Origin of the sequence: Pedobacter heparinus, from assembly GCF_032678725.1 — a bacterium.
Lineage (GTDB): Bacteria > Bacteroidota > Bacteroidia > Sphingobacteriales > Sphingobacteriaceae > Pedobacter > Pedobacter heparinus_A.
The window spans coordinates 188661-212890 of record NZ_JAVTSC010000008.1; the positions used below are offsets into that span (position 1 = coordinate 188661).

The window sequence follows — 24230 nt, forward strand, 5'->3', positions numbered from 1 at the left end:
CGGAACGGGATTAAAAACATTGAATTATTAGTTTTCAAAAAGCTATTTTTGGAATGAAATGGCATATAAGTTTGTTGATAATTACAGAGAACAGGGGGCAAGAAAAAGATTGGCAGCACATTTGGAATCGAGAGGGATTGCAGATAAAAAAGTGCTTAAAGCAATAGGCAAAGTACCAAGGCATTTCTTTTTTGATGAAACCTTCTGGAACCAGGCGTATAAAGACATCGCTTTCCCTATTGGTGATGGTCAGACCATTTCGCAGCCTTATACCGTTGCTTACCAGAGCGAACTGCTGCACATCAAAAAAGGCGATAAAGTTTTAGAAATTGGAACCGGTTCTGGTTACCAGACCTGCATATTGATGGAGCTGGGTGCAAATGTGTATACTATAGAACGCCAGGAAAGTATATACCGACATACCATCAGGGTTTTACCGGGTATGGGTTACAATGCGCATTTCTTTTTCGGCGACGGATCTAAGGGAATTGCCGAACATGCACCTTATGACAAGATCATCGTTACTGCGGGTGCACCACTTGTACCTGAAATTTTATTAAAGCAACTCAGAATAGGTGGCATACTGGTGATACCCGTAGGTGATGAACATTCGCAAAAAATGGTCACGGTAATCCGGGTAAGTGAAACTGATTTTGAAAGGATAGAGTTGGATACCTTCAGGTTTGTACCGCTGCTGGGCGATCAGGCCTGGTAAGGATTTATACTTTCATTGCACGGTCCATTTCCCGTTTAGATTCCCTGTCCTTGATGCTATCCCTTTTGTCAAATTCCTTTTTACCCTGGGCCAGCGCAATTTCTATTTTAGCGAAGCCTCTTTCATTGGTAAATATACGCAGAGGTACAATGGTATACCCTTTTTCTTCGCTTTTTACTTTAAGCTTTTTTAGCTCTTTTTTATGGAGCAGCAGGACACGATCGCGCTTGATCTCGTGGTGATGAAAGGAGCTGTGGCTATATTCTGAAATGTGGAGGTTACGTACATAGAGTGTATTACCAATAAACATGCAGAAGGCATCGGTCATGTTGGCCTTACCTTGTCTGATTGCTTTGATTTCGGTGCCTAACAGGGCCAATCCGGCATTATATTTATCAATAATGTGGTAATCAAAGTAGGCTCTTTTGTTCTTTATCTGAATATCGTTCTTCATAACGGCCCGCTAATATCCGAATTTTATCTTACAATGAGCACAGGGATGGACACTTTATGGCGAACCGAATTCACGGTTGTGCCCAGTATCAGGTCTTTTAAGCCTTTATGCCCGTGGGCGCCCATTACCAGCAACTCCAGCTTATTCTCATTGCTGATGTTGACAATGGCTTTTACAGTACCACCATAACCGATGTGTGGACTGGCCTGATAGCCGAGTTCGGCCAGATTGTCGCAATATTTTTGCAGGTTTTCAGTATCACTTTGGGTTTCATAATCCATTACACTGTCGCCATAATACCTTGCTGCGGCAGTTTCTACCACATGGATCAGGTAATAATGAGCCTTTTTACCGCCTTGTATCAACGCATGCCGGATGGTATTGCGGTCGTTTTTAGAAAAATCTACAGTGATTCCAATCCGGAGGTAATCTATTTTTTCAACTGCTCCGATATTGAGTGCCTGTCCATGCGGTACGTTATTGCTTTCGCGCCTGATGCGGCTTAAGATAGGGTATATAAAAATATACAACAAAAGGATAGCTATCAATATGGCTGCTGGAACTACCAGTGCATAAATGTACCATTCACCACTTGCACCCCATGTTTTGATTTCTTCTATAACGAGTTTAACGTTTAAGCTGACAATGATCAGTGAGCTGACCCAGGCCAGTACTTTTACCCAGAGCTTTATGGCAAAACCTTTCATTGTTTGTTTATCGGAGGTGAGGTGGATCAGGGGAATTACCGCAAAACCAAGCTGCAGGCTCAATACCACCTGGCTCAGGATCAGCAAACCCCCTAAAGCATCGTCACCATACCAGAGTATGGTAAAAAATGCAGGTATAATGGCAAGTAAACGGGTAATTAAACGGCGTAGCCAGGGTTGTATGCGCAGTTTAAGGTGTCCCTCCATCACGATCTGCCCGGCCAGTGTTCCGGTTATCGTAGAACTTTGACCGGCAGCGATTAAGGCAATGGCAAACAACGCAGGGGCAACATTACCAAATATATTTTGAAGCAATTTATGCGCGTCCTGTATTTCGGCAACCTCATGCAAACCGTTTTTATAGAATGCTGCTGCTGCGAGGATCAGGATGGCGGCGTTTACAAAAAAAGCAAGATTTAAGGCTACAGCCGTATCTATGAAATTAAATTTTATGGCTTCCTTGATGCCTTTTTCATCCCGCTGGAATTTGCGGGTCTGCACCAGGGAGGAATGCAGGTACAGGTTATGCGGCATTACCGTGGCACCAATGATACCAATGGCAATATATAATGCTTCGCCACCCAGCATAGAGGGCTCAAAACCCCTGACAATTTCTTTTAGCGAAGGTTCTACGATGAACATTTCTACTAAGAAAGAAACGCCAACAATGAATACCATGGAAACAATGAAAGCCTCCATTTTGCGCATCCCTTTGTTGAGGAGGAACAGGAGCAATACGGTATCGAAAATGGTAATGCTGATGCCCCATATCAAGGGCAGGCCAAATAAAAGGTTTAAGCCGATGGCCATTCCTATAATTTCGGCCAGATCGCAGGCCACGATGGCCGTTTGGGCTAAACCAAACAAGGGAATGTTCACCCATTTGGGATAGGCATTCCTGGAAGCCTGGGCAAGATCCAATCCCCTTACAATACCCAGGCGGGCACTGAGTGACTGCAGCAATAAGGCAATAAGGTTGGACATCAGGAGCACCCAGATGAGCTGGTAACCAAACTTGCTGCCACCAGCAAGGTCTGTAGCCCAGTTGCCCGGGTCCATATAGCCTACACTAACCAGGTAAGCCGGGCCGATAAAGGACAATATCCGCTTCCAGCCAGTACGTTTGCTGGTGTCTACGCTTTGATGTACTTCACTTAAGGATTGAGGATCTTTGTGTTCCGCGTGCTTCATGTTATAGTTTGATGAGGATATGTTTGGCTACTTCCCGGCTTACACTGATGTTTTTTTGTTCCAATGTTAATTCTATAGAACCGTCAAAATCATTGATTTCAATTATTTTGATCATTTTTCCCAGGGTTAAACCTGATTTTTCGAGGTGTCTCAGAAAAGCAGAGGAATGTTCGCTTACCCCCATGATCAGTCCCCGGTCCTCCGGTTTAAGTTTGTTCAGTTTGATAAATGCAAGGGCATCGAACTTCCCGCTTTTATCTGGTATGGGATCGCCATGCGGATCACTTTTAGGAAAAGCCAGAAATTCGTCCAGACGCTCAATAAGTTCCGCAGAATTGATGTGTTCCAGTTCTTCTGCAATGTCGTGCACTTCATCCCATTTGAAATTTAACTTTTCAACCAGGAATACTTCCCAAAGCCGGTGCCTGCGGACGATGTTTATGGCTGCAGCCCTGCCAGCCGGACTGAGTTTTACTCCCTGGTACTTTTTATAGTCTACCAATTCCTTATCAGCCAGTTTTTTGATCATATCAGTAACTGATGCTGCTTTGGTCTGTATTTTTTCAGCAATGGCATTGGTTTGAACCGCCTCATCATGATTTTGAGATAAATGGTATATGATTTTCAGGTAGTTCTCTTCTGTGAATGATTGCATTTTTGTTTACCTAACTAAATGTTTAGACAAATCTAAAAAAAAACGGGAGAAATAAACTATAAATTATTTGATTTTTTTTAGAATAAAATTTGGCGGGTAATGTATTCTTATTCTATATTTGGGCATAATTTAAAAATAATGGCGACAGAACTAGATAAAACGGATTTTAAAATTCTTAAATTATTGCAGGAGAACGGCAGGATGACAAATTTACTGTTGTCCCAGGAGATCGGGCTTTCACCTGCGCCAACCTTAGAACGGGTAAGGAAATTGGAGGTTTCTGGATTTATTAAGAGCTATCATGCCCTGGTTGATGAAGAAAAACTGGGTTTGGGAATAAAAACCTTTATACAGGTTCAATTGGATTTTCATAAGAACAATACCATTCAGATTTTTCTGGATGAAGTAAACCAGATTAAAGAAATTACGGAGTGTCACCATGTGACCGGGCAGGCTGATTTCTTATTGAAGGTATATGTAAATGACATTAAAGCTTACGAACGCCTGATTATGGATAAGATCAGCAAGATCTCGGTGGTGAAAACTTTTCAAACCATGATGATCATGTCTACCACCAAGAAGGAGCCTATTGTTCCTTTGGAATATTAAGCAATGAATTTTAAAATTGAAAAAGGGTAAAAGCTGCATTTGCAGCTTTTACCCTTTTTCTTTTAGGTAATTTGCCAGTTGATGGGACTAGCGCCTTGCTCGATTAGCTTAGCATTAGCTCTTGAAAAAGGCCTGCTGTCCAGAAATCCATTGTAAGCTGAGAAAGGAGAGGGATGTGCGGCAGCGATGATGGTATGCTTTTTCTGATCGATTAATGCAGCCTTGTTTTGTGCATATCTACCCCATAGCAGGAAAACCAGGCCTGTTCTTTTTTCTGATAATTCGCTGATGATCTTATCGGTAAAGGTTTCCCAACCTTTACCCTGGTGTGAGCCGGCTTCATGCGCCCTAACCGTTAAAGTTGCATTAAGCAGTAAAACTCCTTCATCTGCCCATTGGGTCAGGTTGCCATGATTTGGGCTGCTGAAGCCGGGAATATCACTGGACAATTCCTTATAAATGTTTTTTAGGGATGGAGGGATGGCCACACCTTTTTGTACAGAAAAGGATAGGCCATGCGCCTGTCCGGTGCCATGATAAGGATCCTGACCCAGGATAACCACTTTCACTTTATCAAAAGGAGTATGGTTAAGGGCGTTAAATATATCAGGACCTTTAGGAAATACAGTATATCCTTTTCGTTTTTCTTCCAGTAAAAAGGCTTTGAGCGATTTCATATAGGGCTTCTCGAACTCATCTTTTAATACCTTTAACCAGCTTTCTTCTATTGAAACAGACATCTATTATTTGAGGTTTATAAAAAATTGACCATTTGCCTTTTTGGTGGCGACCATGAATTGAAAGCAATTCTTTTTTTGTTGAAATTATAAATTAAATCTAATTTTTGGTATTTAAACACGATATTTGCAAAAAAAATATAATAGAATATGCCAAATGTAGTTCGTCTTATTGTAGGTTTTGCAGTGCTGGGAGGTTCGATTGCCCTTATGATCTTTGGTTTCTGGGGATGGGGGATTTTGGCTTTTTTTATCAGTATATTAATTGGAGTTACTTATTTCTTTAATGAGAATATGTTATTGGCCCAGTGGTTTTTAAGAAAAGACAATATGTCCAAAGCAGAAGTTTATTTAAAGAAAATCAGCAATTACGAAAAACAGCTGATCAGGGTTCAGCATGGCTATTACCACCTGTTGACCGGTTTGATTGAGTCTAGAAAAGCACCGATGCAATCAGAGAAATATTTTAAAAAATCGCTTTCCCTGGGTATGCACATGGATCATAACATTGCGCTGGCAAAATTGAGCCTTGCAGGAATAGCAATGGCCAAACGGAACAAGCGTGAAGCCCAAATGTACCTCACGGAAGCCAAAAAGGCCGATAAAAATAAATTACTGGCCGATCAGATTAAACAAATGAAAGATCAGCTGGGCATGCTGGATAAACAGCAGCAGGTAAGATACAGATAAGCAAAAGCCACATCAACGATGTGGCTTTTTATTTTTCGCTTAACCGGTCGAAATTCTCGTGTGCTTCTGAACGATTGGTTCTGCTGATAATGTCATCTTCCATGTCATCCTTGCTCCTACTGAAGAACAGTTGCTCAGACTGTATCCTGGTGATCAGCTGACGGATTAGTGTCAGGTCAAAGGCTTCTTTGCTTAATTTTATACAGTATTCTTTTTCTGTGATCTCTAAACTTGAACTGTTCATAATCTTAGTAATTTAAATATGCATAAAAGTAAAAAAGGCTTGCTACAATTTTTGTAGCAAGCCTTTAAGCTTTTGTTACCTTTATGTTAAGCAAACCAGGTGCTAAACTCTTCTTTGGAAGGCATGACCAGGTCCAGTTTAAGCTTTTTACGCATGCCACCCAGGTCGTTAAAGACCTTATTAGGGTTTGCCGTTTTCAATTCCTCTATGGTATTAATACCCATTTTTCTGATCGCCTGCACCCATTCTGCAGGGACACCCGCATTTACAAAATCTTCATCGGTGGTTATTCTGGCTTTCTTTTCCGGTCTCATTTGCGGGAAGAACAATACTTCCTGTATCGTAGACTGGTTGGTCATGAGCATCACCAGGCGGTCTATACCGACACCTAAACCTGAAGTTGGCGGCATACCATATTCCAGTGCGCGGACAAAATCGTCATCCATGACCATTGCTTCGTCATCGCCTCTGTCAGCTAGTTTTAGCTGGTCTTCAAAGCGTTCACGCTGGTCTATCGGATCGTTGAGCTCCGAATACGCATTCCCGATTTCTTTACCCATTACAAACAACTCAAAACGCTCTACGAGGCCTTCTTTACTTCTGTGTTTTTTAGCAAGCGGGGTCATTTCCAGCGGATAGTCTGTGATGTAGGTAGGCTGGATCAGATTGGCCTCAACTTTTTCACTGAAAAGCTCGTCAATCAGCTTTCCTCTACCCATGGTCGCGTCAATCTCAATATTCAAACTTTTACAAGTCTCTTTTAATTCCGCTTCCGTCATGCCCGATACATCAATGCCGGTATATTTCTGGATGGACTCGTACATTGTCAGTTTTTGATACGGGCCCTCAAAGTTGATCTCGTGATCGCCAACCTTTACAATTGCCGTTCCGTGAATGGCTAAGGCAATTTTTTCCAGGCATTCTTCCAGCATCCCCATCATCCAGATGTAGTCTTTATAGGCGACATAGATCTCCATGGCCGTATATTCAGGGTTGTGTGTTCTGTCCATCCCTTCATTTCTGAACATTTTTCCAAATTCAAATACCCCATCAAATCCTGCAACGATTAAACGCTTTAAGTATAATTCGTTGGCGATACGCAGGTAGAGGGGCATATCCAGCGTGTTGTGATGTGTAGCAAACGGGCGTGCAGCAGCACCACCATGTATAGGCTGCAGGATCGGCGTTTCCACTTCCATCCATCCCTGGCTATCGAAATAACTGCGCATGGTATTGATCACCTTCGAGCGGTTGATGAAGATCTGCTTATAATCCGGGTTAACGGTTAAATCTACATAACGCTGCCTGTACCGCATTTCAGGATCGGTAAAGCCATCGTAGATATTGCCTTCTTCATCGCGTTTTACAATTGGTAAAGGCTTTAAAGATTTAGAAAGTAATTTAAATTCGCTGACGTGTACAGATATCTCACCGGTTTGTGTGGTAAATACATAACCTTTAATACCGATAAAATCACCCAGGTCCAGCAGTTTTTTAAATACTGTATTGTATAAAGTCTTGTCTTCCTCAGGGCAAAGGTCATCTCTTTTTAAATAAGCCTGTATTCTTCCTGTTGAATCCTGTAGCTCAACAAAAGAGGCACTTCCCATAATCCTGCGGCTCATGATACGGCCAGCAATACTGATGTTCTTGTAAGCTGTTTTATCCCGTTCGTAGTTTGCTAAAATGTCTGCAGCATTGGCATTGACCTCAAATGCTTCGGCAGGGTAGGGATTGATGCCCAGCTCACGTAATTGGTTTAGCGAATTACGGCGCAATATTTCTAATTCTGATAGTGCTGTACTCATATATTTTTTTATCAGGCACCTGGCCAGATAGCTGATTTGTATATTAAATTAAAATTAGGCAAAAATAGGGATTTACATCAGTTCTTTATACCTGTTGGTATAAGAAAGGTAAAATAATATTTACAGGACTTAATCGGTCTCTACGGGCGCTGCATATAGCTCATTGATGGCTTCGGCATATTTTGTTTCAATAACCCTGCGTTTGGCTTTTAGTGTAGGGGTAATTTCACCTTCTTCCATACTAAACGGATTGCGTTTTACCTTAAAGTTTTTGATGCGTTCAAACTTGGACAGTTCATTGGCCTGCTTTTTCAGATCCTGTCCAATCCAGTCAATAATCTCCTTTTCAGAGATGAAGACAGCTGGTTGTTCAAAGAAAGACTCCGGCAATTTAAAGGTCTCCTGCAGGTTTTCCTTATTGGGGATTACAATGGCCGTAAGGTATTCACGCTTATCACCAATCAGGAAGATCTGATCTATTTTAAGGCTTTTCAGGTAAACATTTTCTACCGGGGTAGGATAAACATTTTTACCATAAGCGTTTACGATCATATTTTTAAGCCTGTCAGTGATCTGCAGGTTACCGCGGTAAAACCGACCAATATCACCGGTATGGAACCAGTCGTCTTTATCAATGGCCTCAGCAGTTTCTGCCGGCTTGTTAAAATATCCCTGCATCACACAATGACCCCTTACAATGATTTCGCCCTCTGCACATTCAAAATCTTCATTAAAACTATCATGGGTCTGGATGTTGATCATTTGTTTGGTCTCCACATCCTGTATGCCGATCTCAATACCAGGAATTACCCTTCCCACAGTACCATAAACCTGCCTGTGGTATTCTGTAACCGCCATTACAGGTGACGTTTCCGTTAAGCCAAAGCCTTCCAGTATCTTAATGCCCAGGTTTCCGAAAAATTCGCCCACATTCTTGGGTAAGGCAGCACCTCCCGAAATCATGAATTTTAACCGTCCCCCTGTTTTTTCTTTGATCTTGCTGAATACCAGTTTCTCCGCGATGGCTTTTTTTGCACTGCTCACCAATCCCGGGGCTTTCCCTGCTTCCTTGCTGCGCCGGTAATCCTGGCCGGCCTCCAGTGCCCAAAGAAATACCTTAGCTTTAAGGCCGCCACCTGCAGTACCACTTTTGATGGCCTTGTCGTGTATTTTTTCCAGTAGCCTGGGTACACAGCTCATTACCGTCGGCTTAATTTCAGCCATGTTTTTAGCCAGCAGTTCCAGACTTTGGGCATAAGCTATTTTACAGCCCTGTGCACAGCATACATGGTAGGTTGCTGTTCGTTCGAAAACATGCGATAGCGGAAGAAAAGAAAGGAATGTTTCCGTTTCATCAATTACAGGGATCTGCTGTAAACATACTTTTACATTCTCCACAAAATTGCTGTGAGAAAGCATAACACCTTTTGGGGTTCCGGTTGTACCAGAGGTATAAATCAATGAAGAAATGTCGGAAGGCAATACGGTATTCCGGATACTGCTGACCGCTGCAAGCTGACCGGCAGTTAATTTTCCTGTTTTAGCCAATACTTCTGCAAAAGGAATGATCTGTACTTTTAAGTCTTCCGGAACTTCAACTTTTTGATATTCAGCAAAGACCGGTATGATGTATTCCAGCTGCCGGCAATTGGCAGCGATCTTCAGGATCTTTCTATACAGGAAGGTATTGCCGATCAGGATGGCCCGCATACCCGAATCATTCACAATATATGCTATCTCATGTTCGGATAGTGTTGGGTATATGGATACGTTAATGGCACCAATTTGTTGTATGCCCTGATCATAATACACATATTCAGGTGAATTTTCGATCATCAGGCCCATTCTGTCACCTTTAACAATACCTTTTTCCATGAAAAAGGCAGCAATGGCATCTGCACAATCCAGCGTATGCTGATAAGAAATCTCTTCCCAGACCGTATCCTTTTTATGGATCAGAAATGTCTCTTCTGGTTTGTGAATGTTTGTTACAACATTACGCAATAAGCTTGGAATGGTAGAATGCGCATTAAATAGTTCCATGACATTTTGGTTATTTATAAAACAGGCCGGTACAGATGGAACTGTACCGGCCTATGCAAATATAATATTTGTATTTAAACAGAAAAACTCTCGCCACAGCCGCATGAACGGCTCGCATTTGGGTTGTTGAAATTAAAACCCTTTCCGTTTAAACCATCAGAAAAGTCAAGTTCAGTTCCTGCCAGGTAAAGGAAGGATTTCATATCTAAAGCTATTCTGATGCCCTTATCTTCAAAAAACTGATCTCCCGCACTTTCTTCATTATCGAAGTCCAGGTTATATGATAATCCTGAACATCCCCCTCCCTTAACAGATACCCGCAAAAAATAAGTGGTATCCATCTGCGATTCTTCCATTAACTGGTCGATTTTGCTTTTCGCTTTTTCAGTGATTGTAATCATTTTATGTTAATATTTTGATTTCGTGATGGTATAGCTCAAAAGACGTACCAGATTGAAATCAGTCAAATATTGATTAATGATGAGATTTGGCCAGTTCAATTGGCTCCATGCCATTTTTAACGCGGTAATCATTGATTGCTGACTTAATTGCGTCTTCAGCTAAAACCGAGCAATGGATTTTTACCGGTGGCAAAGCCAGCTCTTCCACAATATCCATATTGTCTATTGTCAAAGCCTCATCTATGCTTTTACCTTTTAACCATTCTGTAGCCAGTGATGACGATGCAATCGCAGAACCACAACCAAATGTTTTAAATTTAGCATCGGTAATCATGTTGTTTTCATCAACTTCAATTTGCAGGCGCATTACATCGCCGCACTCAGGTGCACCCACAAGGCCGGTACCAACTGATTTACTGTCTTTATTTAAAGTACCAACGTTTCTGGGGTTGGTATAATGTTCTATAACTTTTTCTGAATATGCCATCTTTCTTGTTTTTTGATTTTAAAAATTAATGTTCTGCCCACTCAATTTTACTTAAATCCACACCCTCTTTAAACATTTCCCAAAGCGGAGAAAGGTCTCTCAGGTGATTTACTGCTTTTTTAGTATTTTCTATTGCGTAATCAACTTCTTCTTCAGTAGTAAAACGGCCCAATCCATAACGGATAGATGAGTGTGCCAGATCGTCAGATAAACCAAGGCTTTTCAATACATAAGAAGGTTCCAGAGAAGCAGAGGTACAGGCCGATCCTGAAGATACCGCTAAGTCTTTCATGGCCATCATTAAACCTTCACCTTCCACATATTTGAAAGAGATATTAGCTACATGAGGTAAGCGGTGCCGGGTATTTCCATTTACATAACTTTCTTCCAGTTCAGTAAGTGCATTTTCCAGTTTGTCCCTTAAAGCTGACAATCGTCTGGCCTCTTCGTCCATCTCTAAACGGCATAACTCACAGGCTTTACCTAATCCAACAATTCCTGGTACGTTTAAGGTACCCGAACGCATGCCACGCTCATGGCCACCGCCATCCATTTGTGCCGTTACTTTTACCCTTGGGTTTTTACGGCGCACATACAATACACCAACACCTTTAGGTCCGTACATTTTATGTGCAGAAAAAGCCATCAGGTCAATTCCGTCTGCATTTACATCTACAGGTATTTTACCTACAGCCTGTGTGGCATCTGTCATGAACAATGCGCCAAATTTATGGGCAATAGCGGATATTTCTTTAATAGGCTGGATTACACCGATCTCATTGTTTCCATACATAATGGTAACCAGGATCGTTTGCTCAGTCATCGCCTCTTCAAGCTCCTGAAGGTCAATTAATCCATCTTCTTTTACTTTCAGATAAGTAACCTTTGCGCCCAGTTTTTCCAGGTGTTTACAAGTATCCAGCACAGCTTTATGTTCCGTAGTAGCTGTAATGATATGGTTGCCCTTTTCCTGGTACATTTCAAATACACCTTTAATGCCCAGATTGTCAGCCTCTGTAGCTCCTGAAGTGAAAATAATCTCTTTTTCAGTACAGCCAATCAATTTGGCAACTTGTTCGCGTGCGTAGTCAACACCTTCTTCGGCAACCCATCCAAATGCATGGTTACGGCTTGCAGCATTGCCAAATTTATTGGTAAAATAAGGCAGCATTGCTTCCAGTACCCTTGGATCAAGAGGAGTAGTTGCGTTATTATCTAAGTAAATAGGAAGTTCCATTATATATTTTTATGCTTATTAATGTACAAAGATACAAAAAAAGATTGCCAACAATTATAAATAATGCCTATGACGGTATAGTTAAAACATGCATTTTTACATTCTTTTAACGTTAGGGTTGCCAGGAATTGACCGTCACATGCAAGTACTGGAAAAACCGGATGAATAGAAAAACAACAATTAAGATGATAAAAATAGAGCATATAGGTATTGCAGTGAAGGATATGGATGTTTCCTGTAGCATTTACGAACAATTACTGGGTACAGCCTGCTATAAAAAGGAACAGGTCGCATCAGAAGGTGTAAATACTGCGTTTTTTAAAACCGGGGAAAATAAGATCGAATTGCTGACCGCTACCACTGCTGAAAGCCCGATTGCTAAATTCCTGGAAAAAAAAGGAGAGGGGATTCATCACATTGCTTTCGATGTACCCGATATCGTAGCAGAGATGGATCGGCTAAAAGCAGCTGGTTTTGTGTTGTTAAATGAACAACCAAAAAAAGGGGCGGATAACAAGCTGGTTTGTTTTGTGCACCCGAAAGGTACAAATGGAGTATTGGTAGAACTGTGTCAGGAGATTAAATAATAATAGTCAATGGAAGATTTTAAGTCCTTAAGCCTGATAGTAGGTAAAGATTTTGAGATAGATGATGTTTTGTATGAAACCTTGTTGCGTGCGCGTTTGGTCGAGGCCTTTGCTTATCTGCTGGACCATAATATTTCTAAAATGATGAATATTCTTTACCGCACAGATGTGAACGAAGAAAAGCTAAAGGCCTTGCTCATCAGCAATTCCAGTTTGCCCTCGGCTGAAGTGATAGCCGATGCTTACATCAGCCGGCAAAAAGAGAAGATCGAAACCAGGAAAAAATACAGCAGATAATTTTTCCACACATACTTGCGATTAAAAAATAAAATACTGATATTTGCATCCTTAAAAATAAGCGACAAATAAGTATATAATAATATTATGAAAAAAGATCTGCATCCATCAAACTATAGATTTGTAGTGTTTAAAGATATGTCAAACGAGTATTCTTTTTTAACTAAATCTTGTGTAGATACTAAAGAAACTATCAAATGGGAAGATGGCAACGAGTATCCTTTATATAAATTAGAGATTTCTCATACTTCTCACCCTTTTTATACTGGTAAAATGAAATTGGTAGATACTGCTGGTCGTATCGATAAATTCAAAACGCGTTACGCTAAAAAGTAATTATACACAAATAAAAAATTATTTAAAGTCCCGGTGCTGTTGCTTCGGGACTTTTTTTATTTTTGTAACTTATGATGATCAATTTATTTGATGATAATGCCTGGCTGTCCCTGCGTCCATTATCTTTTACCAGGCCTGTTGCAGATCTTCGTGTAGGAATTCTGACCATTGCTGAAAAGTGGAAGAGACATTTAAGTGCATCGTATGGCTTTATTACCGCCGAATACCTGTCTGTTAAATACCCTGCGCTTCCAGACGTTCAGTTGTATATCAATGGCTCGGTCTGTCCCGATTACGCGTTGCTTGAAGCAATTTCGGCAATCAAAACCGGAGAATCGCTCCATAAGAACGATGTTTTGATTGCTTATAAAATTGATGCGGGAACAAACCATATCCCGGGTATAGCGGCGCAGTTAAAACCTAAAGCCTATTCAGGGGATTTTGTCAGGATCCTTTTTCCTGAAGATATATTCAGAAATAACGATACAGAACTAAAAAAGGATTTTGCGTTATTGACAAAAGGCAGAACTTCCCGACTGCTTAGCCATACCAATATTTTAATGGGTGACCAGATCTTTGTAGAGGAGGGAGGGGGAGCCGAATGTTCCACATTCAATAGTTTAAACGGGCCCATATATATCGGAGAAAATTCACAGGTATGGGAAGGCTGTCACATTAGGGGCTCTTTTGCGCTGTGCCACAATTCGCAGGTAAAAATGGGCGCCAAGATTTATGGACAAACTACCATAGGCCCTTATAGCCGTGTTGGTGGCGAAATTAACAACGCTGTAATCTGGGGCTATTCTTCCAAAGGCCATGAAGGTTATTTGGGTAATGCCGTAATGGGGCAATGGTGTAACATTGGCGCCGACAGTAACAATTCTAATTTAAAGAATAATTATGCTGAAGTCAGGTTGTGGGATTATGCCGCTGAAACTTTTCGTAAAACCGGTTTACAGTTTTGCGGGCTGATTATGGCCGATCATGTCAAGTGTGGCATCAATACCATGTTCAATACCGGAACGGTTGCAGGGGTCAGCGCAAATATTTTTGGTGCGGGCTTCCCCAGAAATTTCATTCCTGATTTCGCCTGGGGCGGAGCACATGGCTTCGACACTTACAGCCTGAACAAAATGTTTGAAACCTCAGAAAAGGTTTATGAACGCAGAAACATTGCCTTTGACCAGACAGAACAAGACATTTTAGCTGCTATTTTCGAAATGACCAAAAGCTACCGGTACTTTTAACTGACCTGAATTTGAATTAATAACAAGAAACCTACTAATACAATATATAATGACAAGAAAAAAAATAGTTGCAGGAAATTGGAAAATGAATCTGGATTATGCTGCCGGCATATCCTTATTTTCAGAAATAGTTAATATGGTAAGAGATGAGAAAAAAGGCGATCAGATCGCAATTATCTGTGCTCCTTACATTCATTTAAACAGCCTGGCTAAATTAGGCGCTGATGTTGTTAAAGTTGGGGCACAGAATTGTCACCAGAACGATAGTGGTGCCTATACAGGTGAAATCTCTGCAGGTATGGTTAAGTCTGTAGGCTGCGATTATGTAATCATTGGTCATTCCGAAAGACGTGAATATTTTGGAGAAAGTGATGAGCTGCTGGCCCAAAAAACGGTGAAAGCATTGGAACATGGGTTGACCCCTATTTTTTGCATTGGAGAAACACTGGAACAAAGAAACAATGACAGCTATTTTGAGGTGTTAAAAGCCCAGCTGGAGAAAGGGATTTTTGAATTAAGTTCAGCCGATTTTTCTAAAATTGTAATTGCTTACGAACCAGTTTGGGCAATTGGAACAGGCTTAACTGCTTCTTCCGATCAGGCCCAGGAGGTACATGCTTTTATCAGGAATGAAATTGCTGCCAGTTATAATGCTGAAGTGGCGGAGCTTACTACCATACTTTACGGAGGAAGCTGCAACCCTAAAAATGCTGCAGAGTTATTTGCCCAGAAAGATATTGACGGAGGTTTAATTGGTGGCGCCTCACTAAAATCAAGAGATTTTGTGGATATCGTTAAAGTTTTTAATTCTTAAATGAGGTATATACAGGTAACCTTTAGTTTTACAGCCATTGAGGAGTACCAGCAGGATCTTTTGATTGCCGACCTGGCTGATATCGGCTTCAATACTTTTCAGGATACAGACGATGGGTTTGTGGCATTTATAGATGCCGGTACCTACAAAGAGGATGAACTGAAAAATCTACTGGAACAACATGCTGAAGAATTTCAATGCAGCTATGTTGCTGCTGAAATTGCCGGAAAAAACTGGAATGAAGAGTGGGAAAAGAATTTTGAACCACTCCTCATTTCCAATCAGTGTTATGTACGTGCAACCTTTCATCAGCCAGAGCCACAGTATGCTTATGAGATCGTTATTGATCCGAAAATGGCTTTCGGTACCGGGCATCATCAAACCACAACGATGATGATCGAGTATTTGCTGGATGCAGACGTAAAGGGTAAGGCTGTATTGGATATGGGCTGTGGAACAGCAATCCTTGCTATTCTGGCGGCAAAAAAAGGAGCGTCGAAGCTGGTAGCAATAGACAATGATGAAGTCTGCTATCAGAGCACCATTGAAAATGCTGCATTGAACAATATTGTTCATATGGAAGCCTTTTATGGCAGCAAAGAAGTTATCCCTGCAATAGATTTTGACGTTATTCTGGCCAACATCAACCGCAATATCCTGTTAGACCAGATCCCATCCTATGCAGCCGTTTTGAAACCGGGAGGAAGCATTTTCTTTAGCGGTTTTTACGAATCACCGGATCTGGATATGATTAAGACCGCATGTAAACCTTTTGGGATCGAATACGTTGATCATAAAAAGATGGGTGATTGGGTGGCAGCTTATTTTACAAAATAGATTTCAGCAATGCGTATACATTTTATAGCCATTGGAGGTAGTGCCATGCACAACCTGGCCATAGCACTACACAAAAAAGGATTCCACGTTACCGGATCAGATGATGTTATTTTTGAACCCGCCAGCAGCCGATTGGTTAAATATGGCATTTTGCCAGCAGAGATGGGTTGGAATGAAAACAACATTACAGCTGATCTGGATGCTGTGATTTTGGGCATGCATGCCCTTACAGATAATCCTGAATTGCTGAGGGCCCAGCAACTGGGACTTAAAATATATTCTTACCCTGAGTATATTTATGAGCAGAGTAAAGATAAACTCAGGGTGGTTGTAGGCGGCAGTCATGGTAAAACAACCATAACAGCCATGATACTGCATGTGCTGAACTACTATAAAAGAGATTTCGATTATTTGGTTGGCGCACAGCTTGCGGGTTTTGACACTATGGTAAAGTTGAGCAGCGATGCACCTTTAATTATAATTGAAGGCGATGAATACCTGGCCTCTCCAATAGACAGGCGACCTAAATTTCATATATATAAAGCAAACATTGCTGTGATCAGCGGAATAGCCTGGGACCACATCAATGTGTTTAAAACCTATGCAGACTATGTAAAGCAATTTGCATTGTTTATTGATACGATACAATCAGGAGGTAAACTCATTTACTGCAAGACCGATAAGGACCTGGTTAAAGTTGTGGAGGAAGCCAGGGCTGACGTAGAGAAAATTGCTTATGAAATTCCCGGACATCTGGTTAAAGATGGCATTACTTACCTGATGCCTGGAGAAACGCCGCTAAAAGTATTTGGTGACCATAATTTAATGAACCTTAACGCAGCTAAATTAATTTGTGCGCAACTCAATATTAACAGTGGTCAGTTTGATGCTGCCATCAGCTCTTTTATTGGTGCTGCAAAAAGACTGGAACTGCTGAGCAGTGTTAACCAGACCAATGTGTATAAAGATTTTGCACATTCGCCATCAAAATTGAAAGCTACTATTGAAGCGGTGAAGGCCCAGTTTCCCGACAGAAAATTAACAGCGTGTATAGAGTTACATACATTTAGCAGCTTAAATAAAGACTTTTTAGTGCATTATGCCGATACGATGAAAGCTGCTGATACTGCAATTGTATACATTGATGAAAAAACTTTTCAGCATAAAAAATTGGAACCTTTTAGCAAAGATGATGTTCAGACCGCATTTAAAAGTGATAAATTACAGTTTTTTAATAAGCCTGAAGCCTTACAGGAATGTTTATTAAAGGTAAATTTTTATCGTACAAACTTACTTTTGATGAGTTCTGGAAATTTTGGTGCACTCGATCTGGTTAAATTGGCACGCGAGTTGAATACAGATGAACAAGGAATATAATACAAGATTACACACCTAAATTTAAAATATGAATATCATTGGAAAAAACATTAGACAACTGCGCCAAAAAAATGGTTGGAGCCAGGGGGAAGTGGCTAAACGTCTAAATATTTCAATCCCGGCGTTCTCAAAAATTGAAACTGGTATCACTGATATTAACATTTCAAGACTGGCACAAATTGCCAATCTTTTTGAAGTCTCTACGATGGACATCATATCCAAAGAAGGAGAAAATCCTCAATCACTTAATTTCGAAGAAATTAATGGCTTAAAAGAAAAGCTTGCACAAAGAGAAGAAGAGATCATCAAACTTCAGAAGAAAGTGATAGATCTTTATGAAGAAATAAGAGAAAAATAGCGTTAAAAAATTTTCCGCATAGTCAGGTGCCGCTTTCCAAAAGTGGCACCTGTTGCTTGATGGATAGCCAGCATTTTGTCATTAAAGTCGCCTACCCAGGACAATTCCAATTCATCATACTGGTTCATTGGCAATACATACTCTTTTAGTTTAATAAACAAGGCCGATTCCAGGCCATGCTTCTGATAGGCTGCTTTGGTGCCCATGACAATGGCTCGCATGCGGTTTACCCCAAGCCAACGCCTGTAAACAAATTGGAATTTTTGTAGCAGTCCCAGTTTTCCGTTAAACCCTTTGATCATCTGATTCGCATCCGGAATGATGACCACAAATGAGGCGGGTTCCCCATTTATATAGGCAAACCAGATCAGTTTTTCGTCCATGATGGTCTGCATTTTTTTAAAGCTTTCTTCCAGCGTTTCTTTTTTGATGGGTACAAAATTTTCAAAATCTTTCCAGGCATCATTGTAAATTTCCATGAGGTCATTCACATACTTTTCCGCATTTTTTTTAGAAAAATGCTCAAATGTATAACCCGGTTTAGCGGCCACCCAATTGGCTATTTTTGTAAAACGTTCCGGAAAAGGATTTTTTACCGCTAAATGGTTGGTGATCTGCTCATATTCCGTTTTAAATCCATAAGCTTTAAAAAAGTCATGATAATAGGGGTGATGGTAATTCATCCCATAAGATGGTGGTGTAAAGCCTTCCACCAGCAATCCCCAGAAAGAATCATTTTCTCCAAAATTTATAGGGCCATCCATTGCTTTCATGCCATTTTCCCTGAGCCAGGATTTGGCGGTCTCAAATAACAAAAAAGCAGCAGCTTTATCGTTTACGCATTCAAAAAAGCCAATACCTCCTGTCGGCTGCTCATATTGGCACGCTTTTTTATCATTTATAAAGGCGGCAATCCTGCCAATGCTTTTGCCACTGTTATCCTGTAATATCCAACGGATACATTTACCATGTTTAAAGAAAGGATTTTTATGGATGTCAAATATTTGTTCAATATCCTGATCCAGGGGGCAGATCCAGTTTTTGTCATCCTTATAAATCAATCGGGCAAGGGCTAAAAAATCTTTTTCTGAACGCTTTCCGGATACGGTTGTTAATTGCATTGTAGGCTAATAGGAATAGGGTTAAAATAAAAGGCATCCCATAAGGATGCCTTTTTGAACTTTATTTTTACCTGTTAATAAGTGTCGTCATCATCGTCGTCCGAACCAAAGCTGTCAAAAGAGTCCAGGTCATCTAATGGCGCGTCAAAGTCATCCTCATCGTCGTCATATGACTTCTTTTTACTTGTTCCTTCATACGAATCTTCCAGCTCTTCTTCTGGATCTTCTGCTTGACTTTTGTTGATTGGTTTTTTTGGAGTTTTCATTACAAAAAATATAATTCCGTAAAGTGTTTTATTGATATGTTAAATTTACTAAAAATCTTTTTAAATCAAAAGAACGATGTTTTTTTTTAATTTTCAGCCTTTCAAAAGTAAGACAAAAAGAAATTCCTCAAAGAATTTTTTGAAAAAAAATATACACAATTTTTAGCGGGATGTCCTTTACAAAAAAGAAGGAGATGAAGGGGCAAAAAAAATGGTAAAGCTATGAACTTTACCATTTTTTAACACACAAATGAAACCTGAATTGAGATATAGTTTTAGGTTAGGTAAAAATATCTTGATCAATCCTATAAGAACGTTTTTTACAAACTACTGTTTGTTTTAATATCTATAACAAGTTTAATGCTAATTACAGAAGGATTCTTATAAAGTTAGTAAGTGGTATGAATAATTGAGTAAACGGTAATTTAGTGGTTTAATGGGATCAATATAGACACGTAAGTGCCCGAAATACCGTTTTGTCTGATCTCGATCTGTACCGGATTTGCTTCAATCTGGTTCAATAAATTTATCCTTTCCCTGGTCAGGCTCATCCCTTTACTTTGGTGGTGTCCCTTCTTACTGCGCAATGAATTTTCAATTCCAACGCCGTCATCAATGATTTTAATGGACAAATGATCTTCCCCATGCAGGTCAATCAAGATGTCAATTTTTCCGCCCTCCTCTCTGGGCATTAAGCCATGCCATATTGCATTTTCTATATAAGGCTGCAGGATCATAGAAGGAATCATGGTTTCTTCTTTATCAATAAGCGGGCTTACCTGTACGGTATATTTAAATTTTTCGCCAAATCTTTTCTTTTCCAGGCTCAGGTACAGCTCCAGGTATTCCAGCTCTTCATCCAGACTAATAAAGCTTTTTGTACAAATTTCCAGGTTCTTTCTAATCAGCTTTGCAAAACCTGTTAAAATTTTATTGGCCGAATTGGTGTCTTTTGTATTGATATAATGCTGAATGGAGTTCATCACGTTAAAAACAAAGTGAGGGTTCATCATAGCCTGCAGCGCACGCTGTTCCAGTGCCAGGATCTTGTTTTTTAACAGCAGCTGCTGTTGCTCTTTATTTTTTTGTCTTTTTGTAACCACCACCGCGGCTTTGTAAAAGGCCAGTCCGGCTAAAAGGAATATGCCTACCAAAAACCAGGCAGTTTGCCAAAAATGCTTTTTTAATGAAAAATTAACCTTGGCAGGGGCGCTCCAGTTGCTGTTGTTTGATTTTGCACTTAACTCAAACACATAATCGCCAGGTTCCAGGGAAGAAAATTCCTGTCTCCTGTTCTTGGTTTCAGTCCAATTGGCATCTGTTTTTAAACGGTAGCGATAGGTAATGTTCTTGTTTTGAAAATCTATGGCGCTGTAGGTGAAAGTAATGTTGTTATTGGAAGGGGCAAGGTTATAGTTTTGTTTGTTCAGTTCCAGCTTTATCTTATTATTTATGATGGAAGAGATGAACACTTTCGGGGCTTCGTTAACATGATTTGAGCTGCGGTATGAAAAATAGATGAGCCCGTTGTTGGTCGCAAAATAAGCATAGCGGTTGTCTATATATAAGGAGTTCACATCGTCAAGCAGTATGGAATTGGTATACTCAAAGGATTCGACCTTTAACTGGCTATTCTTTAAATAGATCCTGTTGATCCCATTGTTCGTAATGATCCATACGTAATTGTCTTTCACAAACAGCCGTTTACATATGTTATCCGCAAGCCCGTCTTTCTGTGTAATCAATTTTATGATCCGTTTGTTTTTGACGAATATGACCCCATATCCATCCGTAGCGAGTACAATGGTTCCGTCGTCCATTTCCTGTATGTCGTTAATACGCTTGGTCAGGAGCAGGTTATCCCCATAATAACTGTATAAGTTACCTGCCGAATACTCCGATAAGCCGGTGATATTAGAGAACCATAAACTTTGCTCTTTATCATAAAAAACGCGGTAAGAACGGTTACTGAAAGCACTTCTGTCCAGTCTGAATTCGAATTGGTTAATGCGGTCAGGTAAAATAAATACACCGGAGGATAAAGCCAGTGCCATGCGTTTGTCTTTGGCTAAGCTAAAAGCTTTGACCACATAGTTCGCATGGTTACTTTCTTTCAGGTATTCAATTTCCCTGTGCCTGCTATAAATGTTATTTATTCTTCCTAAGCCATATTCAGACGCAAAATATACCGTATGTTGAAGCGTATCATAAACCAGTTGTTTGATGAAATTGTATTTTTTTTTATCAGGCAGGCGGATCTGCTCTGTTGCATAAGTGTTCAGGTTCAGGATATTGATGTTCCCTTCATCCAGGCCAAGCCAAAACCTGTTCCTGCTGTCCTTTATGATACTTTTAACCATATCTGAGCTCAAACCATTGTCTTTATCGAACAGGTACAGGCGCTCATCCTTTTGAGGAAGCATATAGATGCCCGAACTGGTGGTAAACCACATGTTGTTTTTAGCGTCCTTGATCACCTGGCTGGAAGAGATGTTGTTCAGGTACCTGGTGGTTTTTCCGGAGGGTTCCTTATGATAGATGCCATTACTGTTGCTCAACCATAGGTCATCGTTCTTGTCCAGGAAAAAATATCCTGGATCATTGTTCAGTAAAGCGGTATCGATCGGAAATTGTAGATCTTGCCTGCGGCCATTTCTTACCGTCAAACCCTTATGGTCAAGATAAGCCATTTTACGGTCGGGCAGGTTCAGGGAAGTTTTATAGGATAGCGGCAGGCTGGAATGTGGCACCACCGTAAATTGCATATTGCTAAAGATACGCTGACATTTATTGCTGAATGCCCAGATATTTCCGGCCCTGTCTTCGTGGACAAAAGTATTGATGAATTGTCGTTCCTGGTTGGCTGAAATGTATTTCATAATGGTTTTTCCATCCCACATGACCAATACATTTTTGTTGGTGCCAAACCAGATCCGGCCTTTGCTGTCTTCAAAAAAAGAGACGATGACACCATTAAATTTTAACAGCTTTAACAGCCGGTTGTTGTTCTCATTGTAAATCTTGCCATTATAAAAGTAACTCAACTGCCCATTAAGTGCTAAAAACCAGATCTTTCCACTCTTATCTTCCTTGAGCTGCAAAATCTGGTTGTCCGGTAAACCATCATCTATAGAAAAAGTTTCGAATAACTTGCCATCAAACCTGCTCACTCCGGCATCAGTTCCAATCCATATATAGCCCTTGGAATCCTGGAGTGTGTAATAGCAATTGTTACTGGGTAATCCATTTTTTGTACTGAAATGCTGTAAATAAGTAGTTTGCGACCAACAAGGGAGGCCCAAGCTTAGCAATAAGGCCAAAACCAAAATTGACCAGTAAAGCCTTTTACTTATCATGGTTAAAACTGGTATATAATTTAACCTTCTCTGCAAAATCACTTGCACGTCTTCTTGATACCGCAATTTTTTCCCCATTTTTAAGGATAACTTCAAGCCCGTTCTTAGAATTGTATTCTTTCAGGTAATTCAGGTTAACGATGCTTGATTTATGGATCCTTACAAACTGGTTGTCCGGCAGGATCTCTTCATATTCCTTTAAAACCTTCGAAACAGTGATCTTGTCTTTGTTGGCAAAGTAAAAGATAGAATAATTGCTGTCAGCCGCGATGTGTATGATGTCATCAATATTTACCAGGGAATAGCCCTGGCCATTCGGAAGGCTTATTTTGCGGATTTCGTTGCGCTCAGTAAGGTTGGCAGCCAGGTTCTGCAGGCTTTCATTCCGGTTATTTTCATTTTTATTCAGCGATATAAACCGTATTGCTTTGTCTACTGCAATTTTCAGTTCATCAATATCAATTGGCTTTAACAAATAATCAAGGGCATTTGCTTTTATGGCCTTAAGCGCATATTGATCATAGGCCGTAGTAAAAATGATGTGTGCCTTGCTGGATTGGGCATAAGGGATCAGCTCAAATCCATTTTCCCCGGGCATCGCTATATCCAGAAAAATAAGGTCAATGGTATGTTGGGTTAACAGGTTCCTGGCTTCTGTTACTGATTTCGCTATGCCAGAAATGTGTATGTGCGCACAATTTTCCTGTAATAAAAAATACAAGGAAGATCTGGCAAATTCTTCATCATCTACAATAATAGTATTCAGCACGGCTTTATGTGTTAATATGGTGAATCTACTACTTTTTTGATAAATATAAAGCCATCCAAAAACCAATCGGTTTTTTCTTTCGTAAGTGAGGTGAAGACATTTACCTAAAATGACCTAAAAACCTTAAAATTAAAACTACAATTATGAAAAATTTAGAACAAGAAAAGCTGGATATGGTTCTCGAGGAGAGCAGCATACTTACCGCCAGCCTACAGCGTCGTTCCTTTCTTAAATATGCAGGAGCTGGTGCTGCCGGAATTGCGCTGATTGCCGCAGGATGTAAAAAGGACCGCGGCGGAAATCCAATGACAGGGACTACCCTGGATTTTAAAGATGATTTTGGTGTATTAAACTATGCTTATGCTTTGGAGCAGCTGGAAGCTGCATTTTATATACAGGTGGCCTCAAATCCGCCATCAACATTTAGTGCGGCAGAAAAACTTTATTTCCAGGACATTCAATTTCATGAAATTGCCCACAGGGAATTCTTTAAAAAAGCACTAGGTCCGGCTGCAATTGGAAGTTTAGAAGTAGATTTTTCCAGTATCAACTTTACAGACCGCACAAGTGTGCTTGGCGCCGCAAAAGCATTTGAAGATTTGGGTGTTGCCGCATATAATGGTGCCGGTGTAAGGATTAAAACTGATGCTTACCTGGTTATAGCCGGACAAATTGTTTCGGTAGAAGCCCGTCATGCTGCTTACGTCAGGGATTTAATTTCTAATGGAAGCTTTGCAGACTTGAATGACCTTGCTGCCTCAGGCCTGGGCGCAGATAATGCCAAAGGACTGGATGGAGCCTTAACACCAGATAAAGTACTCGGCATCGCTGGCAAGTACATTAAAACCAAAATTAATGTAATCAATCTTTAACCTTAAAACCAGAAA

The 24230-nt window shown here is 40.4% G+C and carries 26 protein-coding genes; 12 read left to right on the forward strand and 14 right to left on the reverse strand.

Features of this window, described 5'->3' with window-relative positions:
• The first annotated feature begins 58 nt into the window (after window positions 1-58).
• The gene (locus tag R2Q85_RS13945; RefSeq protein ID WP_316812409.1) at window positions 59-715 is read left to right on the forward strand and encodes a protein-L-isoaspartate(D-aspartate) O-methyltransferase; all 657 of its coding nucleotides are present in this window, start codon (window positions 59-61) and stop codon (window positions 713-715) included.
• A gap of 4 nt (window positions 716-719) precedes the next feature.
• Here R2Q85_RS13945 and smpB read toward each other — a convergent pair whose 3' ends face one another.
• Genes smpB through R2Q85_RS13960 form a run of 3 tightly spaced genes read right to left on the reverse strand, consistent with a single transcriptional unit; the run spans window position 720 to window position 3722 of the window.
• Entirely contained in the window at window positions 720-1169 is a 450-nt protein-coding gene (smpB, locus tag R2Q85_RS13950) for an SsrA-binding protein SmpB (protein WP_316812410.1), read from the reverse strand.
• A gap of 23 nt (window positions 1170-1192) precedes the next feature.
• Window positions 1193-3067: an Nramp family divalent metal transporter gene (locus tag R2Q85_RS13955; protein WP_316812411.1), complete on the reverse strand. Its 1875-nt coding sequence runs from the start codon at window positions 3065-3067 to the stop codon at window positions 1193-1195.
• Between the two features lies 1 nt (window position 3068).
• Window positions 3069-3722: a metal-dependent transcriptional regulator gene (locus R2Q85_RS13960; protein WP_316812412.1), complete on the reverse strand. Its 654-nt coding sequence runs from the start codon at window positions 3720-3722 to the stop codon at window positions 3069-3071.
• 138 nt (window positions 3723-3860) lie between these two features.
• On the opposite strand from R2Q85_RS13960, the gene R2Q85_RS13965 reads away from it, so the two are divergent.
• The gene (locus R2Q85_RS13965) at window positions 3861-4331 is read left to right on the forward strand and encodes an Lrp/AsnC family transcriptional regulator (RefSeq protein ID WP_015807383.1); all 471 of its coding nucleotides are present in this window, start codon (window positions 3861-3863) and stop codon (window positions 4329-4331) included.
• Window positions 4332-4393: 62 nt separating this feature from the next.
• On the opposite strand, the gene ung is transcribed toward R2Q85_RS13965, so the two are convergent.
• A complete protein-coding gene (ung, locus tag R2Q85_RS13970) occupies window positions 4394-5071 on the reverse strand; it encodes a uracil-DNA glycosylase (RefSeq protein WP_316812413.1) in 678 nt (225 codons plus the stop codon).
• A 147-nt stretch (window positions 5072-5218) separates the two neighbouring features.
• Between ung and R2Q85_RS13975 the strand changes: the two genes are divergently transcribed.
• Window positions 5219-5758 carry a DUF2892 domain-containing protein gene (locus R2Q85_RS13975; protein WP_316812414.1) on the forward strand — a complete coding sequence of 180 codons (540 nt, stop codon included), beginning with the start codon at window positions 5219-5221 and terminating at the stop codon, window positions 5756-5758.
• 28 nt (window positions 5759-5786) lie between these two features.
• On the opposite strand, the gene R2Q85_RS13980 is transcribed toward R2Q85_RS13975, so the two are convergent.
• The 6 genes from R2Q85_RS13980 to R2Q85_RS14005 form a co-directional block, all read right to left on the reverse strand.
• Entirely contained in the window at window positions 5787-6002 is a 216-nt protein-coding gene (locus R2Q85_RS13980; protein WP_316812415.1) for a hypothetical protein, read from the reverse strand.
• Window positions 6003-6088: 86 nt separating this feature from the next.
• Complete coding sequence (gene lysS, locus R2Q85_RS13985) at window positions 6089-7810, reverse strand: lysine--tRNA ligase (protein WP_316812416.1); 1722 nt, start codon at window positions 7808-7810, stop codon at window positions 6089-6091.
• A 129-nt stretch (window positions 7811-7939) separates the two neighbouring features.
• The gene (locus R2Q85_RS13990; RefSeq protein ID WP_316812417.1) at window positions 7940-9853 is read right to left on the reverse strand and encodes a long-chain fatty acid--CoA ligase; all 1914 of its coding nucleotides are present in this window, start codon (window positions 9851-9853) and stop codon (window positions 7940-7942) included.
• 74 nt (window positions 9854-9927) lie between these two features.
• Window positions 9928-10254, reverse strand: a complete 327-nt coding sequence (locus R2Q85_RS13995; RefSeq protein ID WP_316812418.1) for an iron-sulfur cluster assembly accessory protein — start codon at window positions 10252-10254, stop codon at window positions 9928-9930.
• Between the two features lie 73 nt (window positions 10255-10327).
• Complete coding sequence (gene iscU, locus R2Q85_RS14000; protein WP_316812419.1) at window positions 10328-10741, reverse strand: Fe-S cluster assembly scaffold IscU; 414 nt, start codon at window positions 10739-10741, stop codon at window positions 10328-10330.
• A gap of 25 nt (window positions 10742-10766) precedes the next feature.
• Window positions 10767-11978, reverse strand: coding sequence for an IscS subfamily cysteine desulfurase (locus tag R2Q85_RS14005; protein WP_316812420.1), 1212 nt, complete (start codon window positions 11976-11978; stop codon window positions 10767-10769).
• A gap of 185 nt (window positions 11979-12163) precedes the next feature.
• Between R2Q85_RS14005 and mce the strand changes: the two genes are divergently transcribed.
• The 8 genes from mce to R2Q85_RS14045 all read left to right on the forward strand — a co-directional run bounded on the left by mce (window position 12164) and on the right by R2Q85_RS14045 (window position 17831).
• A complete protein-coding gene (mce, locus tag R2Q85_RS14010) occupies window positions 12164-12565 on the forward strand; it encodes a methylmalonyl-CoA epimerase (protein WP_316812421.1) in 402 nt (133 codons plus the stop codon).
• A 9-nt stretch (window positions 12566-12574) separates the two neighbouring features.
• Window positions 12575-12862: a hypothetical protein gene (locus R2Q85_RS14015; RefSeq protein WP_316812422.1), complete on the forward strand. Its 288-nt coding sequence runs from the start codon at window positions 12575-12577 to the stop codon at window positions 12860-12862.
• A gap of 87 nt (window positions 12863-12949) precedes the next feature.
• Window positions 12950-13198 (forward strand): type B 50S ribosomal protein L31, encoded by a 249-nt coding sequence (locus R2Q85_RS14020; protein WP_084292318.1) that lies wholly within the window; start codon window positions 12950-12952, stop codon window positions 13196-13198.
• Window positions 13199-13269: 71 nt separating this feature from the next.
• Window positions 13270-14445: a GlmU family protein gene (locus tag R2Q85_RS14025; RefSeq protein ID WP_316812423.1), complete on the forward strand. Its 1176-nt coding sequence runs from the start codon at window positions 13270-13272 to the stop codon at window positions 14443-14445.
• Window positions 14446-14494: 49 nt separating this feature from the next.
• Window positions 14495-15259 (forward strand): triose-phosphate isomerase, encoded by a 765-nt coding sequence (gene tpiA / locus R2Q85_RS14030; RefSeq protein WP_316812424.1) that lies wholly within the window; start codon window positions 14495-14497, stop codon window positions 15257-15259.
• On the forward strand, window positions 15260-16096 hold the full coding sequence (prmA, locus tag R2Q85_RS14035; RefSeq protein ID WP_316812425.1) for a 50S ribosomal protein L11 methyltransferase: 837 nt from the start codon (window positions 15260-15262) through the stop codon (window positions 16094-16096). It abuts the gene before it with no gap.
• Window positions 16097-16105: 9 nt separating this feature from the next.
• Window positions 16106-17473, forward strand: a complete 1368-nt coding sequence (locus R2Q85_RS14040; protein WP_316812426.1) for a UDP-N-acetylmuramate--L-alanine ligase — start codon at window positions 16106-16108, stop codon at window positions 17471-17473.
• A 28-nt stretch (window positions 17474-17501) separates the two neighbouring features.
• Window positions 17502-17831: a helix-turn-helix domain-containing protein gene (locus R2Q85_RS14045; protein ID WP_015807399.1), complete on the forward strand. Its 330-nt coding sequence runs from the start codon at window positions 17502-17504 to the stop codon at window positions 17829-17831.
• A gap of 2 nt (window positions 17832-17833) precedes the next feature.
• Here the strand turns inward: R2Q85_RS14045 and R2Q85_RS14050 are convergent, their stop codons facing one another.
• The 4 genes from R2Q85_RS14050 to R2Q85_RS14065 form a co-directional block, all read right to left on the reverse strand.
• Window positions 17834-18952, reverse strand: a complete 1119-nt coding sequence (locus R2Q85_RS14050) for a GNAT family N-acetyltransferase (protein WP_316812427.1) — start codon at window positions 18950-18952, stop codon at window positions 17834-17836.
• A gap of 74 nt (window positions 18953-19026) precedes the next feature.
• Entirely contained in the window at window positions 19027-19218 is a 192-nt protein-coding gene (locus tag R2Q85_RS14055; protein ID WP_316812428.1) for a hypothetical protein, read from the reverse strand.
• Window positions 19219-19643: 425 nt separating this feature from the next.
• Entirely contained in the window at window positions 19644-22574 is a 2931-nt protein-coding gene (locus R2Q85_RS14060) for a two-component regulator propeller domain-containing protein (protein WP_316812429.1), read from the reverse strand.
• Window positions 22564-23343 (reverse strand): LytTR family DNA-binding domain-containing protein, encoded by a 780-nt coding sequence (locus R2Q85_RS14065; protein ID WP_316812430.1) that lies wholly within the window; start codon window positions 23341-23343, stop codon window positions 22564-22566. Before R2Q85_RS14065 ends, R2Q85_RS14060 begins: the two co-directional genes overlap by 11 nt.
• 143 nt (window positions 23344-23486) lie before the next feature.
• On the opposite strand from R2Q85_RS14065, the gene R2Q85_RS14070 reads away from it, so the two are divergent.
• Entirely contained in the window at window positions 23487-24215 is a 729-nt protein-coding gene (locus R2Q85_RS14070; protein ID WP_316812431.1) for a ferritin-like domain-containing protein, read from the forward strand.
• The last annotated feature ends 15 nt before the right edge of the window (window positions 24216-24230 follow it).

Bases quoted from the DNA above. Each gene is read 5' to 3' on its own strand.
- mce (WP_316812421.1), top strand. From the start codon at position 12,164: ATGATAAAAATAGAGCATATAGGTATTGCAGTGAAGGATATGGATGTT.
- R2Q85_RS13995 (WP_316812418.1), bottom strand. From the start codon at position 10,254: ATGATTACAATCACTGAAAAAGCGAAAAGCAAAATCGACCAGTTAATG.
- R2Q85_RS14015 (WP_316812422.1), top strand. From the start codon at position 12,575: ATGGAAGATTTTAAGTCCTTAAGCCTGATAGTAGGTAAAGATTTTGAG.
- R2Q85_RS14040 (WP_316812426.1), top strand. From the start codon at position 16,106: ATGCGTATACATTTTATAGCCATTGGAGGTAGTGCCATGCACAACCTG.
- R2Q85_RS13960 (WP_316812412.1), bottom strand. From the start codon at position 3,722: ATGCAATCATTCACAGAAGAGAACTACCTGAAAATCATATACCATTTA.
- R2Q85_RS14025 (WP_316812423.1), top strand. From the start codon at position 13,270: ATGATGATCAATTTATTTGATGATAATGCCTGGCTGTCCCTGCGTCCA.
- R2Q85_RS13955 (WP_316812411.1), bottom strand. From the start codon at position 3,067: ATGAAGCACGCGGAACACAAAGATCCTCAATCCTTAAGTGAAGTACAT.
- R2Q85_RS13980 (WP_316812415.1), bottom strand. From the start codon at position 6,002: ATGAACAGTTCAAGTTTAGAGATCACAGAAAAAGAATACTGTATAAAA.
- iscU (WP_316812419.1), bottom strand. From the start codon at position 10,741: ATGGCATATTCAGAAAAAGTTATAGAACATTATACCAACCCCAGAAAC.
- R2Q85_RS14005 (WP_316812420.1), bottom strand. From the start codon at position 11,978: ATGGAACTTCCTATTTACTTAGATAATAACGCAACTACTCCTCTTGAT.
- tpiA (WP_316812424.1), top strand. From the start codon at position 14,495: ATGACAAGAAAAAAAATAGTTGCAGGAAATTGGAAAATGAATCTGGAT.
- R2Q85_RS14060 (WP_316812429.1), bottom strand. From the start codon at position 22,574: ATGATAAGTAAAAGGCTTTACTGGTCAATTTTGGTTTTGGCCTTATTG.
- prmA (WP_316812425.1), top strand. From the start codon at position 15,260: ATGAGGTATATACAGGTAACCTTTAGTTTTACAGCCATTGAGGAGTAC.
- R2Q85_RS13975 (WP_316812414.1), top strand. From the start codon at position 5,219: ATGCCAAATGTAGTTCGTCTTATTGTAGGTTTTGCAGTGCTGGGAGGT.
- R2Q85_RS13965 (WP_015807383.1), top strand. From the start codon at position 3,861: ATGGCGACAGAACTAGATAAAACGGATTTTAAAATTCTTAAATTATTG.
- R2Q85_RS14055 (WP_316812428.1), bottom strand. From the start codon at position 19,218: ATGAAAACTCCAAAAAAACCAATCAACAAAAGTCAAGCAGAAGATCCA.
- R2Q85_RS14020 (WP_084292318.1), top strand. From the start codon at position 12,950: ATGAAAAAAGATCTGCATCCATCAAACTATAGATTTGTAGTGTTTAAA.
- ung (WP_316812413.1), bottom strand. From the start codon at position 5,071: ATGTCTGTTTCAATAGAAGAAAGCTGGTTAAAGGTATTAAAAGATGAG.
- smpB (WP_316812410.1), bottom strand. From the start codon at position 1,169: ATGAAGAACGATATTCAGATAAAGAACAAAAGAGCCTACTTTGATTAC.
- R2Q85_RS13945 (WP_316812409.1), top strand. From the start codon at position 59: ATGGCATATAAGTTTGTTGATAATTACAGAGAACAGGGGGCAAGAAAA.
- R2Q85_RS14050 (WP_316812427.1), bottom strand. From the start codon at position 18,952: ATGCAATTAACAACCGTATCCGGAAAGCGTTCAGAAAAAGATTTTTTA.
- R2Q85_RS14070 (WP_316812431.1), top strand. From the start codon at position 23,487: ATGAAAAATTTAGAACAAGAAAAGCTGGATATGGTTCTCGAGGAGAGC.
- R2Q85_RS13990 (WP_316812417.1), bottom strand. From the start codon at position 9,853: ATGGAACTATTTAATGCGCATTCTACCATTCCAAGCTTATTGCGTAAT.
- R2Q85_RS14045 (WP_015807399.1), top strand. From the start codon at position 17,502: ATGAATATCATTGGAAAAAACATTAGACAACTGCGCCAAAAAAATGGT.
- lysS (WP_316812416.1), bottom strand. From the start codon at position 7,810: ATGAGTACAGCACTATCAGAATTAGAAATATTGCGCCGTAATTCGCTA.